General features: G+C 50.5%; 20 protein-coding genes. All 20 read left to right on the forward strand.

The window, feature by feature from the left end; translation table 11 throughout:
• Window positions 1-95: 95 nt before the first annotated feature.
• Window positions 96-749 carry a flagellar brake protein gene (locus NYE29_RS21580; protein ID WP_038594544.1) on the forward strand — a complete coding sequence of 218 codons (654 nt, stop codon included), beginning with the start codon at window positions 96-98 and terminating at the stop codon, window positions 747-749.
• A 213-nt stretch (window positions 750-962) separates the two neighbouring features.
• Entirely contained in the window at window positions 963-1,673 is a 711-nt protein-coding gene (gene cmk, locus NYE29_RS21585) for a (d)CMP kinase (protein WP_340897428.1), read from the forward strand.
• On the forward strand, window positions 1,670-2,257 hold the full coding sequence (locus NYE29_RS21590) for a lysophospholipid acyltransferase family protein (RefSeq protein ID WP_340897429.1): 588 nt from the start codon (window positions 1,670-1,672) through the stop codon (window positions 2,255-2,257). Before cmk ends, NYE29_RS21590 begins: the two co-directional genes overlap by 4 nt.
• Before the next feature lie 167 nt (window positions 2,258-2,424).
• Window positions 2,425-3,729 carry a 30S ribosomal protein S1 gene (rpsA, locus tag NYE29_RS21595; RefSeq protein WP_076109867.1) on the forward strand — a complete coding sequence of 435 codons (1,305 nt, stop codon included), beginning with the start codon at window positions 2,425-2,427 and terminating at the stop codon, window positions 3,727-3,729.
• Between the two features lie 172 nt (window positions 3,730-3,901).
• Window positions 3,902-5,227: a ribosome biogenesis GTPase Der gene (gene der, locus NYE29_RS21600; RefSeq protein ID WP_076109866.1), complete on the forward strand. Its 1,326-nt coding sequence runs from the start codon at window positions 3,902-3,904 to the stop codon at window positions 5,225-5,227.
• A 12-nt stretch (window positions 5,228-5,239) separates the two neighbouring features.
• Entirely contained in the window at window positions 5,240-5,857 is a 618-nt protein-coding gene (plsY, locus tag NYE29_RS21605; RefSeq protein ID WP_076109865.1) for a glycerol-3-phosphate 1-O-acyltransferase PlsY, read from the forward strand.
• On the forward strand, window positions 5,850-6,890 hold the full coding sequence (locus tag NYE29_RS21610; protein WP_340897430.1) for an NAD(P)H-dependent glycerol-3-phosphate dehydrogenase: 1,041 nt from the start codon (window positions 5,850-5,852) through the stop codon (window positions 6,888-6,890). Before plsY ends, NYE29_RS21610 begins: the two co-directional genes overlap by 8 nt.
• Before the next feature lie 66 nt (window positions 6,891-6,956).
• Complete coding sequence (locus tag NYE29_RS21615; RefSeq protein WP_038594530.1) at window positions 6,957-7,232, forward strand: stage VI sporulation protein F; 276 nt, start codon at window positions 6,957-6,959, stop codon at window positions 7,230-7,232.
• 161 nt (window positions 7,233-7,393) lie between these two features.
• Window positions 7,394-7,573 carry a DUF2768 family protein gene (locus tag NYE29_RS21620; protein ID WP_038594528.1) on the forward strand — a complete coding sequence of 60 codons (180 nt, stop codon included), beginning with the start codon at window positions 7,394-7,396 and terminating at the stop codon, window positions 7,571-7,573.
• Window positions 7,574-7,649: 76 nt separating this feature from the next.
• Window positions 7,650-8,270 carry a hypothetical protein gene (locus NYE29_RS21625; protein ID WP_076109863.1) on the forward strand — a complete coding sequence of 207 codons (621 nt, stop codon included), beginning with the start codon at window positions 7,650-7,652 and terminating at the stop codon, window positions 8,268-8,270.
• Window positions 8,271-8,298: 28 nt separating this feature from the next.
• Complete coding sequence (locus NYE29_RS21630) at window positions 8,299-8,667, forward strand: 2Fe-2S iron-sulfur cluster-binding protein (protein WP_076109862.1); 369 nt, start codon at window positions 8,299-8,301, stop codon at window positions 8,665-8,667.
• A gap of 23 nt (window positions 8,668-8,690) precedes the next feature.
• A complete protein-coding gene (locus NYE29_RS21635; protein WP_340897431.1) occupies window positions 8,691-9,470 on the forward strand; it encodes a hypothetical protein in 780 nt (259 codons plus the stop codon).
• Window positions 9,471-9,914: 444 nt separating this feature from the next.
• Complete coding sequence (gene spoIVA, locus NYE29_RS21640) at window positions 9,915-11,393, forward strand: stage IV sporulation protein A (RefSeq protein WP_038594524.1); 1,479 nt, start codon at window positions 9,915-9,917, stop codon at window positions 11,391-11,393.
• Window positions 11,394-11,769: 376 nt separating this feature from the next.
• The gene (locus tag NYE29_RS21645; RefSeq protein ID WP_019909963.1) at window positions 11,770-12,042 is read left to right on the forward strand and encodes an HU family DNA-binding protein; all 273 of its coding nucleotides are present in this window, start codon (window positions 11,770-11,772) and stop codon (window positions 12,040-12,042) included.
• A gap of 270 nt (window positions 12,043-12,312) precedes the next feature.
• Complete coding sequence (mtrB, locus tag NYE29_RS21650) at window positions 12,313-12,561, forward strand: trp RNA-binding attenuation protein MtrB (RefSeq protein ID WP_038594522.1); 249 nt, start codon at window positions 12,313-12,315, stop codon at window positions 12,559-12,561.
• 107 nt (window positions 12,562-12,668) lie between these two features.
• Window positions 12,669-13,208 carry a hypothetical protein gene (locus NYE29_RS21655; RefSeq protein ID WP_340897433.1) on the forward strand — a complete coding sequence of 180 codons (540 nt, stop codon included), beginning with the start codon at window positions 12,669-12,671 and terminating at the stop codon, window positions 13,206-13,208.
• Window positions 13,209-13,217: 9 nt separating this feature from the next.
• Window positions 13,218-14,192 carry a heptaprenyl diphosphate synthase component 1 gene (locus NYE29_RS21660; protein ID WP_340897434.1) on the forward strand — a complete coding sequence of 325 codons (975 nt, stop codon included), beginning with the start codon at window positions 13,218-13,220 and terminating at the stop codon, window positions 14,190-14,192.
• 3 nt (window positions 14,193-14,195) lie between these two features.
• Window positions 14,196-14,948: a demethylmenaquinone methyltransferase gene (locus NYE29_RS21665; protein ID WP_038594516.1), complete on the forward strand. Its 753-nt coding sequence runs from the start codon at window positions 14,196-14,198 to the stop codon at window positions 14,946-14,948.
• Window positions 14,941-15,816 carry a UbiA-like polyprenyltransferase gene (locus NYE29_RS21670; protein ID WP_038594514.1) on the forward strand — a complete coding sequence of 292 codons (876 nt, stop codon included), beginning with the start codon at window positions 14,941-14,943 and terminating at the stop codon, window positions 15,814-15,816. The genes NYE29_RS21665 and NYE29_RS21670 overlap by 8 nt, the downstream gene beginning before the upstream one ends.
• Window positions 15,813-16,415 (forward strand): UbiX family flavin prenyltransferase, encoded by a 603-nt coding sequence (locus NYE29_RS21675; protein WP_038594512.1) that lies wholly within the window; start codon window positions 15,813-15,815, stop codon window positions 16,413-16,415. The genes NYE29_RS21670 and NYE29_RS21675 overlap by 4 nt, the downstream gene beginning before the upstream one ends.
• Window positions 16,416-16,417: the final 2 nt, after the last annotated feature.

Genomic DNA, 16,417 nt, shown 5'->3' on the forward strand with positions numbered 1-16,417 from the left:
TTCTTTCTGCTGTGCAATAATATTTCTAACCGGAGGGCAAACGGCCATGCTATAATCATGAAGAATTAATTACTAACTCTGTGGCGGTGACATGATTGTATCCCAAAATTAACGAATATCTATACATACAGATTGCTTCCAGCGATGCGGCTGAAGCAGAACTAGAATATAGATCCAGAATTGCAGATATGGAAGATGAGGCCTTGCTGATTGAAATTCCAATGCAGGCCAGCAACGGGCGGCTGAAAAAGCTGTTTATAGGGGACGAGCTCTCCGTATATTTTCTTACCGAAGGCGGAATCAAAAATTACTTCAACACGCATGTACTCGGCTTTAAAGAGGATGTTATCCGGATGGTCCGGGTGCGCAAACCGGAAACGGATGCCATCTTCAAAATACAGCGCCGCAGCTTCTTCCGTGTAAATGCCGAGCTTGAACTGGCGGTGAAGGATTCGCTGGGCAGCCGTTTTCTGGTACGGACCGATGATATCGGAGGAGGAGGAGCTTCTTTTCTCAGTGATCCCAAAGTAAAGGTGGAGGTGGGAGACAAGCTGTTCTGTTGGCTGCTGGTCCCTTACCGAAACGGCAGCACCGAGCATGTGAACTTTGAAGGTGAGGTTGTGCGGATAAAACAGCTGGAAAGCGGGCGTAATCTAGTCATGTTGAAGTTTGCCGCCATCACGGATTCCGAGCGTCAAAAAATAATCCGCTACTGCTTCGAACGCCAGTTTGATTTCCGCGACCGTTAATGTTAGGTCGCCTGAACGCCTGGAAAGGGCATCAAAATAGCCTTTTTTATGCTGAATTAATGCTATGCCATTTTGCACTGAGGTATAAACTGTGGTATAATTTTATAAGTCGCAGGCAATGCCTGCTTTTTTCTTGATAAGATCATCAAGTTCCTAGAGATACGTCGGTGGACGTATTTCTTAATGAAAGCGTGTTTGAGGAGGAATGCCCCGTTGGTTAGGCAGGGGACACATACTTACGACAGAATCAACGTCGCCATCGACGGACCTGCCGGGGCAGGCAAGAGCACTGTAGCCCGATTGGTAGCCCAGAAGTTGTCTTACATTTATGTTGATACGGGTGCAATGTACCGGGCCATTACCTGGGATATGCTCCGCAGAGGCATTCCGCCGGAAGATCATGAATCAGTGGATCAAAGGGTCCGCGATATGGTGATTGAGCTTATTCCGGAGCAGGACATCCAGAAGGTGCTGATCAATGGGGAGGACGTAACCCCGCATATCCGCAGTCTTCAGGTTAGCGGCCAGGTGTCGCAGTATTCGAAGATCGAGGGTGTTAGATCCAGACTCAGTCATTTGCAGCGTCAGATGGCGCTTCGCAAGGGGGTCGTAATGGATGGCCGCGATATCGGTACGACCGTGCTGCCGGATGCCGAAGTGAAGATTTTCATGACGGCAAGTGTGGAGGAACGGGCTCTCCGCCGTTATAAAGAGCTGAAGGACACGGAAACAATAACTATCCAGCAGCTTGAACGTGATATTGCAGCCCGTGACCGTCTTGATGAAGGACGGGAGATTTCACCGCTGCGCCGTGCAGAAGATGCCATTCTTCTTGACACGACCTTTATGGATATCAGGCAAGCCGTGGAAGCCATTGTCTCCCACTGCAGATCTCATGTTGACGGGGAGAGAAATCATTCATGATTTATGCCATTTGCTGTGGGTTGCTTCGCTTGATTTATGCCATCCTGTTCCCGCTGAAGATTGTCGGGAAAGAGAATGTGCCGAAAGAGGGCGGGGTGCTGCTCTGCGCCAATCACATCAGCCTGCTTGATCCAATGACGATCGGCATTAAGCTGAACCGTCAGGTAAAGTATATGGCCAAAGCAGAGCTGTTCAAGGTTCCTGTGCTAGGCTGGCTCATTAATAAGTTGGGCGCTTTTCCGGTGAAACGTGGCGGCGTAAGCAAAGAATCCATCAAAACGGCCCTTAATACGCTTCGCGGCGGACATGTTATGGGCATCTTTCCGGAAGGGACGCGAAACTCTGATTCCGGTGTGGCTAAGAAGGGCGCAGCAAGTTTTGCGCTTCGCAGCGGTGCAGCAGTTGTTCCGGCCGCTATCGTCGGATCTTACAAGCCCTTTCGCCGGATGACTGTCATTTATGGGGCTCCCATTGACCTCAGTTCGTTCGATGGAAAGGGAAGCGAGTCTCTTGAAGAAGTCACTGATGTAATTATGGGGCGGATTCATGAGATGGCCAAGACCGGCAGGCCCAGTGCAAGATAAACGTTGAATCACGCCGCTTTTGCAGATGCTGAGGAATAACGGCATAACCGCTATTTTTTGGAACATACTAACTTAAAAATGTAAGTGATATTTAGGTAATGCTTGTTTTGAACTCTGCTCTACGCGGGTTTAAATAAATGGGGTTTTGAATCGAGGAGGGTAATCACATGTCTGAAGAAACTAGAAATCAGGAAGCTGCGGCTAATGTTGAGAACAACGAAGCCGTAGAAGCAACAGAAACAGTGGAATCCGCTGTAGGTAACGAAGAAGAAGTGACAAGCCAAGAAGGTTTGGAAATCATTTCGTTGAAAAAAGGCGATACCGTGAAAGGAACAATCGTCAAAATCGAAGATAACCAAGCTTATGTAAGCATTGGATATAAATACGACGGCGTTATTCCTATTCGCGAATTGTCTTCCGTACAACTGGACAACGCTGCAGCAGCAGTAGAAGTTGGACAAGAAGTGGAATGCAAAGTTGTCAGCATCAACGACAACAAGGAAAGCCTGGTTCTCTCCAAACGTGCAATTGACAGCGAGAAATCATGGGAAGATCTGGAGAAGTATTTTGCTTCCCAGGAAGCGTTCGATGTTACTGTGGCTGACGTTGTCAAAGGCGGCCTCGTAGCTGATGTCGGCGCGCGCGGATTTATTCCGGCTTCCATGGTTGAACGTCACTTTGTAGAAGATTTCAGCGACTACAAAGGCCGCACTCTACGCGTGAAAGTGAAAGAACTGGACCGTGAGAACAGCAAGGTTATTCTTTCCGCCAAAGAAGTGCTGGAAGAAGAATTCGAAGCCAACAAATTGAAGATTATGGCTGAGCTGTCCGAAGGACAAATCATCGAAGGTACTGTGCAACGTCTGACGCAATTCGGCGCATTTGTTGATGTGGGTGGCGTTGACGGATTGGTTCACGTATCCGAAATCGCTTGGAACCATGTCGAAAAACCTTCCGATGTTGTTTCCGAAGGCGACAAGGTTCGCGTAAAAGTGCTTAAGGTTGATCCTGAAAAAGGCAAAATCAGCCTCAGCATCAAAGCTGCTGCTCCAGGTCCTTGGGATTCTGCAGCCGGTAAAATCAACATTGGCGATGTAGTTACAGGCGAAGTAAAACGCCTTGTAAACTTCGGCGCGTTTGTTGAACTGCTTCCAGGCGTGGAAGGCCTTGTGCATATCTCGCAAATCTCCCACAAGCACATTGGTACTCCGCATGAAGTGCTCAAAGAAGGACAAGAAGTACAAGTGAAAGTGCTTGACTTCAATCCATCCGAGAAACGCGTCAGCCTGAGCATCAAAGAAACCGAAGAAGCTCCGGCTCCTACAGCAAGACCGGAACGCAGCAACAGCAGAGACAGAGCTCCTAAAGAAGTGCTGAACAATCCTAACGTATCGCTCAGCAACGAAGGACTCAGCTTCACGCTTGCTGAACGCTTCGGCGACAAGCTGGACAAATTCAAGGGTAACAACTAATCCTTTAGATTGTCATACCGGGTAAAGTAATCGGCGAGCCCTCGATAAGAGGGTTCGCCGATTGTGTTTTTACAGGCATGTAAAGTCCAAAAGGGGTAAGGTACAAGCTGGTTAGCCAATTTTATTGTTTTTTGCTATGATGAGTTACGTAAGGACGACAGGAGGAATGAATATGGCAAGACCCGTTGTGGCCATCGTAGGAAGGCCTAACGTCGGAAAATCGACGATATTTAACAGGCTGATTGGCGATAGACTGGCCATTGTAGAAGATAAACCGGGGATTACACGCGACCGGATTTATGGCGTTTCAGATTGGAACGGCAAATCCTTCAGTGTAATTGATACCGGAGGGATTGAAATTGATGGTGAAGACGCGATTCTGAAATCAATCCGTGTTCAGGCGGAGCTGGCGATTGAGGAAGCGGATGTTATCGTCTTTATGTGCGAGGCGAAAAGCGGACTGACCAATTCGGATGAAGAAGTGGCACAAATTCTTTTCCGTTCCGGCAAACCGGTTGTACTTGCAATCAATAAAGTGGACAACATGAAGCGCACGGATGATATTTACGAATTTTACACCCTGGGAATCGGCGATCCTATCGGCATCTCCGGCAGCCACGGTACCGGAATCGGCGATTTGCTGGATGCGGTAACCGAGAAGCTTCCAGAGCTAACTGAAGAGGAATACGACGAAGATGTGATTCGTGTGGCCCTGATCGGCCGGCCGAATGTAGGTAAATCTTCTTTAGTCAACGCCATTTTGGGTGAAGAACGTGTAATTGTCAGCGATGTCGCAGGGACTACACGCGATGCCATTGATACTCCTTTTGAACGGGACGGGCAGCGCTATGTTCTGATTGATACTGCGGGTATGCGCAAACGCGGCAAAGTATATGAAACCACGGAAAAATACAGTGTGATGCGCGCAATGCGGGCCATTGAGCGGGCTGATGTCGTTCTGGTGGTAATCAACGGTGAAGAAGGCATTATCGATCAGGATAAGCATATTGCCGGTTATGCTCATGATGCCGGGAAAGCTTCGATTTTTGTGGTCAACAAATGGGATGCTGTCGAGAAGGATGACAAGACGATGCAGAACTTTGAGACCAAAATCCGGGATCACTTCCTGTTCATGAGCTATGCACCTGTAGTGTTCTTGTCCGCATTAACGAAACAGCGCCTGCAGAAGCTGCTGCCGGTGGTGCAGCATGTCGCCCAGCAGCATGCTCTGCGGATTACGACGCATTTGGTCAACGATGTGGTGTCCGATGCTGTGGCCATTAATCCTCCGCCAACGGATAAAGGACGGCGCCTGCGCATCAATTATGTTACTCAGGTTGCTGTCAAGCCGCCGACGATTGTGGTATTCGTCAATGACCCGTCGCTGATGCACTTCTCCTATGAACGATACCTGGAGAACAAAATCCGCGCGGCGTTCAATTTTGAAGGAACACCAATCCGTCTATTTACACGGCGCAAATCCGAAAACGAAGGTTAGGGGAGAAGAGTAGTGGCGTTTGAACTTCTGGTGATCGTTGTAAGCTATTTGCTTGGCTCTGTCAGCTTCAGTGTATTGCTCGCCCGGCTGCTCAAAGGTATTGATATCCGTCAATACGGAAGCGGCAATGCCGGAGCGACCAATACGCTGCGTGTGATGGGGAAAGGACCGGCAATACTGGTGCTGGTTCTGGACGTACTGAAGGGAATTGCCGCAGTTTGGCTCGGAACCTGGGCTGGCGGCTGGGGAACCTGGATCGCGGTGGCTTGCGGGGTCGCAGCCATCATCGGGCATAATTGGCCGCTCTACTTTCACTTTCGCGGCGGGAAGGGCATTGCGACTACAATTGGCGTAATGGCTACGCTTTGTTTTTGGCCTGCGCTGATTGCAGGGGTCATTGCCATCCTGGCCATCGTTATTACCCGATTTGTGTCGCTGGGCTCCCTGATTTTTGTTGCGCTTACCCCGGTATTCCTGCTGTTTACCGAATTTACAACGCCTGAATTGTGGGGAAGCCTTATCATTGCAGTATTCGCTTTCTGGCGGCACCGCAGCAATATTGTGAAGATCTCCCAGGGAAGAGAGAATAAAATCGGCGCTAAAGTCAAGGAGGGGAATCGCGTTGTCTGATAAAGTAACCGTGCTGGTCGCGGGCAGTTGGGGAACTGCGCTGGCTACTGTGCTGGCGGCTAACCACTCGGAGGTTTATCTATGGACACGCAGGTCCGAACAGGCTGCCGAGATTAATAAGGCTCACACGAATGAGCATTTCTTGCCCGGGATTTCTTTGCCCGCTAATATCATCGCAACTACGGATATGGAGACAGCGGTCTCCGGTTCCAAGGCGGTGGTTATTGTTGCCCCGTCCTCCGGAATGCGCCAGGTCGCCCGCAGCCTCAAACCTTTCTGGAAAGAAGATATGCTCTGTGTACATGCTACAAAGGGCTTCGAGACGGAATCCATGAAACGGATGTCCACCGTCATTTCCGAGGAGCTGGGCTGTGATGAAGGCCAGGTGGTTGTTCTGTCCGGACCTAGCCACGCCGAAGAGGTGGTGCGCCTGTGTCCTACAACGGTTGTGGTAGCTTCACCGGACGACAGACGCGCTACAGAAGCACAAAGTTTATTTATCAACAATGATTTCCGTGTGTACACCAATCGAGATCAGGTAGGTGTTGAACTGGCCGGAGCCCTGAAGAATATCATAGCGCTTGGGGCAGGTCTGTCTGACGGTCTGGGCTTTGGCGATAATGCCAAGGCGGCATTGCTCACCCGCGGTCTTGCCGAGATTTCCCGCGTCGGTGTCGAGCTGGGTGCCAATCCGCTGACCTTTGCCGGTCTGGCTGGACTCGGTGACCTTGTGGTAACAGCCACGAGCCAGCATAGCCGCAACTGGCGTGCAGGTTCTTTGCTTGGCCAAGGGAAACCGCTCTCTGAAGTGCTGGAGTCCATGGGCATGGTCGTTGAAGGGATACGCACCACGGAAGCCGCATACGCTATTTCGCTTAAGCTGGGCGTGCAGATGCCAATCACTGATCAGATCTATCATGTGCTGTTCAAAGGCAAAACGCCGCGCAGCGCCGTCGAGGCCCTGATGGGACGCGACCGCAAGACGGAGATGGAAACGATCTCGCAGGAAACTTGGGAGCAGTGGCATTCCTGATCACGTTCACCTTTTGACGGGGATCCTCATATGTTGTAATGGGGATTGACGGAGGAGGGATGAAAAGTGAGCAAAGATTTTTCCAAGGATGCATTGAACGCCATCAATAAAAAAGCGGGCAAAAACATCACACCAGGTGCTGTCCAAAAGCTGGCCAGTACGGTCAAACCGGGAACAATGCAGAATGAAGCCCAGCTCCGCCAGTTAATTAAGCAGGTGTCATCAATGGCGAAGGTACCGGTCAGCGAGGCTACGGTGCAGGATATCATCAACGCTGTCAAAAAAGGCGGCGCGAATTCGGGCACCATGGAGTCTTTAATGAAAATGATGCTGAAAAAATAGCATTAATCTTCGCGGAGCAAAGAGCAAATGATCCGGAATCAGTCCTGATTCTGTGATCTTTTGCTCTTTTTTTTGAACCCTTAGACTTAGTAGGTTTCATGCCGTAGTCTTCATGATATAATAGTCGCAATCAAATATTGCCGGATGGAGGCGGTTTGTCCATGGATCCGATGACGAAAATGTGGTTGTCGCTAATAGCGATTCTGGTAATGGGATTGTCCGTATTTCTGATAACCTTTGCGCGCAGCAAGACAAAAGGCCTGCTGAGAGCTATTTTATCAATAGTTGCTTTTGTCATTATGCTGATCGGGCTGTTGGGCGGAGCCGCTTCAATTATGTAAGCATTTACAATAAATTCAGGCAGAATGTTCTTGGAAGAATCGCTGGACTTTTTTTGCAGGAATAGGACGTGAGTAGATGGCAGATTCGGGAATTCCCTACATATTGGAGGCAGCGCTAGCCTCTATATCCGAGGTGTTAAGCCTGAGCTGGCTGGAGAAGCCGCCTGTATGGCTGCTGGGAGGAAGCTGCGGGCTTCTGCTGCACGGAGTGCAGCTGAATGCCCCGCCGCGCGACATCGACCTCTACGCCGATCTGGAGGATGCCGAAGTACTTCATTCGGCTCTGAGCAGTTATTCGGTGGACGGAGGTCCGGAAGAAGATTATAGCGGAGGCTGCTATTCGCTGCGCAGCCGCTATCGTATCGGAGATGCGAGGGTAGAACTGGTATGCGGTTTTCAGATCGGCTCCGGCACGCGCCGGTATGCCGTGGATGTTCAGCTGCTTCTGCCGCATGCACTCATCCAGGATTTTAACGGTATCGGCTATATGCGCCTGATGCCTGCGGCTCACGAGCTGGTGTTTAACCTGCTGCGGTGCAGGGGAGACCGGTGCAGTGCTATTGCCAATTTTATGAAAGTCAATCTGGCTGGTCATTTACCACTGCTGCAGCAGCTAGTTCTGGAGAATGGACTGGATGAAGCCTTTGGGCTGCAATTGGAGACACTGCTCGGAGTGTCGACGTCGATAGAGATTTAACAAGAAAGCAAAGGAAGGAAGCTATGTCATGAAGCCGCAAAAAGGATGGACTGTCACCTTCCAGCCTGAAGGACGAAAAACAGTAGTGCAGCACGGGGTAACCCTGCTGGAAGCTGCGCGCAAAGCGGGAGTGGTCCTGCCTACACGCTGCGGAGGCAAAGCCGGTTGCCTGATGTGCAAGGTGACGGTCCCACAGGAAGAGGCTGCTGCCCTTCGGCCGCCGGGGGATGCCGAGCGGCGGAAGCTTGGCGGCTTGCTGGATTCAGGCGTCCGTCTGGCGTGCCAGGCAGCCGTCTGGAACGATTTGAGCGTCGTCGTTCCCGAGGACCCGCTTAAAGCCGCAGTGCGGCGCAGACTGGAAGCAGCGCGTCGTGGAGAAGAGGACGGGCTTTGGTAATCTTGTGAAGTAACTTTCGGAGAATGCTGGAGCAGAAAGGGGCGGACGGAGTGCTCTTCACAGATGGGCTTAAGACATCCGGAATCAGAATGGGCTTGCTGCTGGGAATAAGCTTGCTGCTCTTTGTTCTCACGGGCTGTATGTACCGGGGAGAACAGAACCAGCCTGCGGGCAATTTCCGCGAGAGTGTCAAGCGGGTTCAGGCGGCAGTGGATGATTATCAGCAGGAGGAAGGTCTGCTGCCGATCCTAAATAGCGAGGAATCTACTCCACGCTATGAGAAATTCGTAATTGATTTGGAGAAGCTGCGCCAAAAAGGCTATTTGGATGAAATTCCGGCTGCTGCCTTTGAGAAGGGCGGCAGCGCCTATTTTCTTATCTTGGATGAAGAAAGTGATCCTACCGTGAAGCTGATGGATCTCGTTACCGTGCAGAAGGTAAATGATGTCTCCCGCCAGGTTAACTGCTACAAATCAGCGCATGGAGGTGCACTCCCGGCAGGGGAGGAACGGTATCCGGGCTTCTTCACCATTGATTCCAAAAAGGCGGGAACGGCGTCTATAACGCTGAAGAGCGTCTATTCCGGACAGCCGCTGGAGTTTATCATGGACAAGAACGGTGACGTGTATGTCGACTACAGCTTTGATATTATGTCTGCCATCGACAAGGAAGGCGCAACACCTGCGGCCAATCAGGATCTGCGGATTGAGCTGGAGCAGGCTTCTTATTATGTACCGGTGAAGTCGTTGCCGTATTTGTGGATTGAGGGACTGCCAGTTCCTCAGCCTCCGGACAGTCCATAGACGTTTCAAACCGATAGCAGTTCCAGAAGTTATTCTGGGGCTGCTTTTTTGTATTTCCCGGTGCTTCTGTGGCAGCGGCCACATGAAAGGAGATAGGTAGTTCTACTTGCTACTCCGCGCTCATATGATTGATGAGAAGACTTCCGGGCGTCGTGACGCCCTGCGGGGGTGCAGAACCTCATTTCGCAAATTACTATACAAATTGCGCAGCTGCGGGTCATAAATCCGTTCCGGATACATATGATGATACTAGTCCAAATGCATGTCCGAGCATTCGGAGTTTAGCGCGGGGCAAAAGTGTTCCGCCCTTAAGCAGCAGCTAGGCTTCGGGCGGACATACGAAAGTCCGGTGGATGTCCTGCAAGGGTCAGATTGCCGGCGGAACGCGAAGTCGATGCTCTTCAGGCATTTTTTCTTCGGAGTAATATGAGGAGGGGATCTCTTTTGGAAAAAGTGGATATTTTCAAGGACATTGCCGAGCGTACCGGCGGAGACATTTATCTTGGCGTCGTCGGCGCGGTTCGCACGGGGAAATCGACGTTCATCAAACGCTTCATGGAGACGATTGTCTTGCCGAACATCACCAGCGAGGCAGATCGGGTAAGGGCAGTGGATGAACTTCCGCAAAGTGCAGCGGGCAAAACCATTATGACAACTGAGCCGAAGTTTGTACCGAACAACGCGGTGCAGATCAAGGTTGCGGAAGGGCTGGAAGTGAATGTCCGGCTGGTCGACTGTGTAGGATACGCTGTGGAGGGTGCAAAAGGGTATGAGGATGAGAACGGCCCTCGCATGATCTCCACTCCTTGGTTTGAGGAACCGATTCCTTTCCAGGAAGCGGCGGAAATTGGCACGCGTAAGGTGATTCAGGAGCATTCCACGCTGGGTGTAGTTGTGACTACAGACGGCACGATTGCTGAAATCCCGCGGAACTCTTATATTGATTCCGAAGAGCGGGTCATTGCGGAGCTGAAGGAAGTAGGCAAGCCGTTTGTGCTTGTGATCAACTCCACCCGGCCGCGCAGTGAAGAGGCACAGCAGCTGCGCAGTGAGCTGGCCCTTAAATATGATATTCCCGTTATGACGCTTAGTGCCGCGAATATGACGGAAGACGATGTGACCGGTGTGCTGCGTGAAGTGCTGTATGAATTCCCGGTCCATGAGGTGAATGTGAACCTGCCTAGCTGGGTGATGGTGCTGGGAGAAAACCACTGGCTGCGCAGCAGCTATGAGAATTCCGTCCGCGATACCGTGAAAGACATCCGCCGCCTGCGTGATGTTGACCGGCTGGTCTCCCAGTTTACGGAATATGATTTCATCGATAAAGCAGGGCTTAGCGGAATGAACATGGGCCAAGGTGTGGCCGAGATTGACCTGTATGCGCCGGAAGAACTGTATGATCAGGTTCTGATGGAAGTGGTAGGGGTTGAAATCCGCGGAAAAGATCATCTGCTGCAGCTGATGCAGGACTTCTCCCATGCCAAACGCGAGTATGACCGCTTCTCCGAAGCACTGGAAATGGTCAAAACAACCGGCTACGGGATAGCCGCCCCTTCACTCGCGGAAATGGCTCTAGATGAGCCAGAGCTGATCCGCCAGGGCTCGCGTTTCGGGGTTCGCCTGAAGGCGACAGCACCTTCGATTCATATGATCCGCGTGGATGTGGAATCGGAGTTCTCGCCGATCATCGGCACGGAGAAACAGAGCGAAGAGCTGGTGCGCTATCTGATGCAGGACTTTGAGAATGACCCGATCAAGATTTGGGAGTCGGATATTTTTGGCCGCTCGCTGCATTCGATTGTGCGCGAAGGGATTCAGGGCAAAATTGCCATGATGCCGGATAATGCCCGCTACAAGCTGCAGGAAACACTTGGACGGATCATCAACGAGGGTTCAGGCGGCCTGATCGCCATCATTTTGTAAGGCACATTTCATAACAAAAAGAGAGCAGGAATTTCCGGCTCTCTTTTTGTTGTGCCGGAGTGGGGGCAGATGACATCCGATGAATTCCCCTCCGTACTCTTTTTACACGGAAATGCTTCTCTACTTTATGGTTAATAGGAATTTCTGCCATTAATAGTCTCTCATTTTCGGCCTAATTAAGGGTTTAGTAGATACTTTCTGCTCCTTTTTTGAGGAACGCCTTGAAATTATGGATGGGCTGTATTACTATAAGTTTGTTGCGCTTCTAGGAAGAAGGGCGCCAGTATCTAGCAATAAACGGGATTATCACGTATATTTTGCGTTGAAACGGAAACAGTGTATGATACCGGAAATTTACCCAGGGAGGTGAGAAGACATGAATAAATCAGATTTGATCAACGTAGTAACAGAAGCAACTGAACTTCCCAAGAAAGATGCTACTAAAGCGGTAGATGCCGTTTTCGAAGCGATCACAGGTGCTCTGCAAAGCGGCGATAAAGTACAACTGGTTGGATTCGGAAACTTTGAAGTGCGCGAACGTTCCGCACGTAAAGGCCGCAACCCGCAAACTGGTGAAGAAATCGAAATTCCTTCAAGCAAAGTACCGGCATTCAAACCCGGTAAGGCGCTTAAAGACGGAATCAAATAGAGATTTCTACATATCGATCCTATAGTCTTCCGAGTTACAACTATGCCGCCCTCCAAGGCGGCATTTGTTTTTGCAATCTTTATCCGCAATTGCTTAGAGAAAGCGTATACTCACACAAAACTTAAGTGAATGCTTCCGAAGCCAGTTTTGTACGAAGAGATTTCTAGGAAGTAAATGCTCACAAAACTTAAGCGAATGCTTCCGAAGCTAGTTTTGTACGAAGAAATTTCAAGGAAGCAGATGCTCACAAAACTTTTAGGAGGATCAAAGATGACCGAGAAGAATAATGGCGTTAGCCCTGCACCGTCAGGCAGCGAGTACATCGTGGTGAAGGCCAAAGAGAACGGCGTTCAGGTAATCGGGCTTACCAGAGGACTGGATACGCGCTTTCACCACACGGAGAAGCTGGACAAAGGCGAGGTGCTGATCGCTCAATTCACCGATCATACCTCAGCTATGAAAATCCGCGGCAAGGCGGAAATATGGAGCAAACACGGACAATTGGAGAGCGAAAGCTGAAAAGCAGGCATAGCCTGCTTTTTTTCAAAATATAACTAAGTATAGGCAAGTCTGCAGGATCGTATAAACGCACGGCAAGGCGGAAATTATGGATAAGGGGGCAGGTCATGAACCGGGGCTGGCTAATCGGAACTGTATTGCTCGTGACCACGGCTTCTGCCGTAGTTCTGCCGAAGCTGGCGGAACTCGAACCTTCCTTGCAAAGGCAGCAGGGAGTAGTGGAAACCTTCAGCGGTGCGAATACGATTCTCGATAATGATAATCTTGTAGATATACTGAACGGGATCCCCTTTACCCTGTCCATCGATAGCGTTGACTTTGAACAGAGTGTCTTATCACTGGATCTGAAGGTAACCGGCAATAACCACGAGCCCCAAGAACTGTATCAGAATATGGCTCAGGCGATCTCCTTTGCTTTCCAAGACACGGAGAATGTCGATCAGCTGCTCCTGCGCATCGTTGCCGAGGACAAATGGCTGGACACCCGCCGTCTATTGCTTGCCGGGGATATCAGACGCATGGAGTGGTCGCTTCAACTGCAGCAGAAGCTGGAGGCGTCCGGGAATGATCCGCTGCCAGATGCGCTCAAGAAAGGCTTCCGTATTCGTGAAAGCGAGCTGTGGAAAAGGCAGTTCATTTATCCCTAATGTGGGTAAATGAAACTAGAACGCCCCAGAGTGCGTGACAAAAAAACATGTGATATAATAGACAAGATTGTGAACAAAGATATTGTCATAACGTCAATGGCTTCGGAGGCTGAAATGAAACCGTACCGCATACCACAACTTGCTAAACCCTACACCGACTACGATATGATTCAGCGGCATACGGAATTACCGCCGTTTTCCGATGGGCGTGGTCATTTGTTATATATTTTTCTGAATCACGGCACCCCGGACGGTGCGCAAAACGGTGAGCTGTATACTCTGGTAACAGCACTTGTGCAGCTAGGCCTTGATACGCATGAGAACATCGATATATCCCTTGAAGAACCAGGGGGAGACCAGATGCGTTCCCGTCAGCTCAAGGTGCTGGCCGGCGATTACTTCAGCAGCTGGTTTTACCACTTGCTTGCGAAACGTGAACAGATCGAGATGGTGGGCATCTTAAGTACGGCCATTGCCGACTTTAACGTGATGAAAGCCCATCTTTACGGCAAAATGAAGGGGATGCTGCTCTCCGCTGAACAATACCTGCGGCACACGGTACAGCTCAATATGCGGCTGTTCCTTTCTTTTACACCGATGATTGAGGAGTCGCTCACACAGTTGTGGGAGAAGCTGCTGGCTGAATTCAGCCACTGCGAGACCTTATGTCTGGAACTGCGGCGGTCTGGTAATCCGGCAAGTGCCCGGGAAGGCTATTGTTACTGGAAGGTGATGGAATTAGCCACAGAAGAAGAGCGGCAGCTTCTGGATGAGCAGAATCTCGATCTGAAGGATTGGAAGAAGCTCAAGCTGAAATATAAATGCGATTCCCTGCTGACCGACAAGCTGCATGGGTCGCTCCAGTCCATACAGGGACTGCTGAAAGACATTAAGGACGAGCACCTGATCAGCGAGCTTAGCTCCGCGCTTGACCACTTTCTCCTGCAGACGAAAATTTCCGGACAAGCGGCCGTGGAGGGGTAGAGAATGACTATAGAGAAAACATCAGCTTTGGGTGACCAGGGCGTCAAACCGAAGGAACAATTTGTACACTCCGTATTTGAGAGCATTGCCGGCAAATATGACCTGATGAATGATATTCTAAGCTTCCGCCGCCATAAAGCGTGGCGAAAGTTCACGATGCGCAAGATGGGCATGAAGCGCGGTGATTCCGCTGTAGACTTGTGCTGCGGCACCTGTGACTGGAGTATTGCCTTGGCTGATGCCAGCCAGACCGGAAGTGTTATCGGGCTTGATTTCAGTGCAGGCATGCTGGAGGTAGGCCGCCGCAAGGTGGAAGAGCGCAAACTGCAGGACCGCATTTCACTGGTCCAGGGCAATGCGATGGACCTGCCTTTCGGTGACAACAGCTTTGATTATGCGACGATAGGCTTCGGACTTCGCAATGTGCCTGATCTCGTTCAAGTGTTGAACGAAATGAAGCGTGTAGTGAAGCCGGGAGGAATGGTTGTCTGCCTCGAGCTTTCCAAGCCGATGAAACAGCCGTTCAAAGGCATTTATTATTTTTATTTTCAGCGTGTACTTCCGCTCCTTGGGAAACTGTTTGCCAAAAGATACGAGCAATATAAATGGCTTCCCGAATCATTGGCCCTATTTCCGGACAGAGAGCAGCTTGCGGTGATTTTCCGTGAAACCGGTCTGGAGCAAGTGGAATCCTATCCCTTGACCGGCGGCATCGCAGCATTACATATTGGGCTCAAGGAGAACTGTAATGTTTAAAAAAGTCGGCGTTTTTCTGCAAATGATCAAGTTTGAACATACTGTTTTTGCATTACCCTTCGCATTTATGGGCGCATTGCTCGGTTCAGTTGTCATGTTCGGCACACTCCCTTCCTGGGCCCAGATCGGCTGGGTTGTTATCGCCATGTTTGGCGCCCGCAGCGCGGCCATGGGCCTGAACCGGCTGATTGACCGGATCAGTGACGCCAAGAATCCGCGGACCGCAGGAAGAGCGATTCCCGCAGGGCTGCTGAAGGTTGGAGAAGTAATAATCTTTATTGCGATCTCATTCTTTTTACTATTCTGGGCTGCTTTCAAGCTTAATCCCTTGTCGGCGAAATTGTTGCCGATCGCTGTTTTTCTCCTTGTTTTTTATTCCTTCACGAAGCGATTCACCTGGGCCTGCCATCTGATACTCGGGCTAACCATCGCCTTGGCTCCGCTTGGGGGCTGGGTTGCCGTCACAGGCACTGTGGACTGGACAGCCATGATCTTTTATTTCACGATTGTGTTTTGGACTGCGGGTTTTGATATTATCTATTCCTGCCAGGATGTTGAATTTGATACGAAGGAAGGCCTTTACTCCATTCCAGTCCGCTTTGGTGTTCCGCGGGCGCTGGACATTGCGAAGGTATTTCACTTTCTTACGGGCATCGGATTCGTTTCGCTCCTATTTATCACCGATTTAAGCTGGTGGTATGTAGCAGGGATGCTGATTGCTTACATCATTCTTTTTTATGAGCATCACATTGTGTCTCCGAGTGACTTAAGCCGCTTGCAGACTGCGTTCTTTACCATGAACGGGGTGCTGAGCATCGTGGTGTTCTCATTTACTTTGATTGACCTGGTGGTGCAGTTTTACAAATGACAGAGCAGAAGCCTAAAAATTTCGTTGTAGGAATTACCGGAGCGAGCGGAGGTATTTACGGCGTTCGTCTGACGGAAACCCTGCTTTCATTGGGGTATACGGTCCATCTCGTTGTGAGCAATGCGGGCTGGCGTGTTTTTAAAGAGGAGCTTGGCTTTGCCGCCTCTGACCGGGAAGGCTTTCTGAACGAAAAGTTCAGCGGCTATCCCGGTTCTCTGCTTTATCATAAAGTACAGGACATCGGGGCATCGATCGCCAGCGGCTCCTTCCGCACGGAAGGGATGATTATTATGCCTTGCTCCATGGGTACACTGTCTGCTGTGGCGCATGGCAGCTCCGATAATTTGATGACAAGGGCTGCCGATGTCATGCTGAAGGAAGGGCGCCCCTTGGTCCTCGTCCCCCGGGAGACACCGCTGCATGCCATTCACCTGGAAAATATGCTGAAGCTGTCCCGGCTGGGCGTCAAGCTGATCCCGGCAATGCCGGCCTTTTATTTTGGCCCGGTCAGCATGGATGATCTGATTAACTTTATGGTGGGCAAGGTGCTGGACAGCTTTAACATTGAGCACACTTTATTTCGCAGATGGGGGGAATGAGG

The organism is Paenibacillus sp. FSL M7-1046 (assembly GCF_038007405.1).
Classification (GTDB): Bacteria; Bacillota; Bacilli; order Paenibacillales; family Paenibacillaceae; genus Paenibacillus_AQ.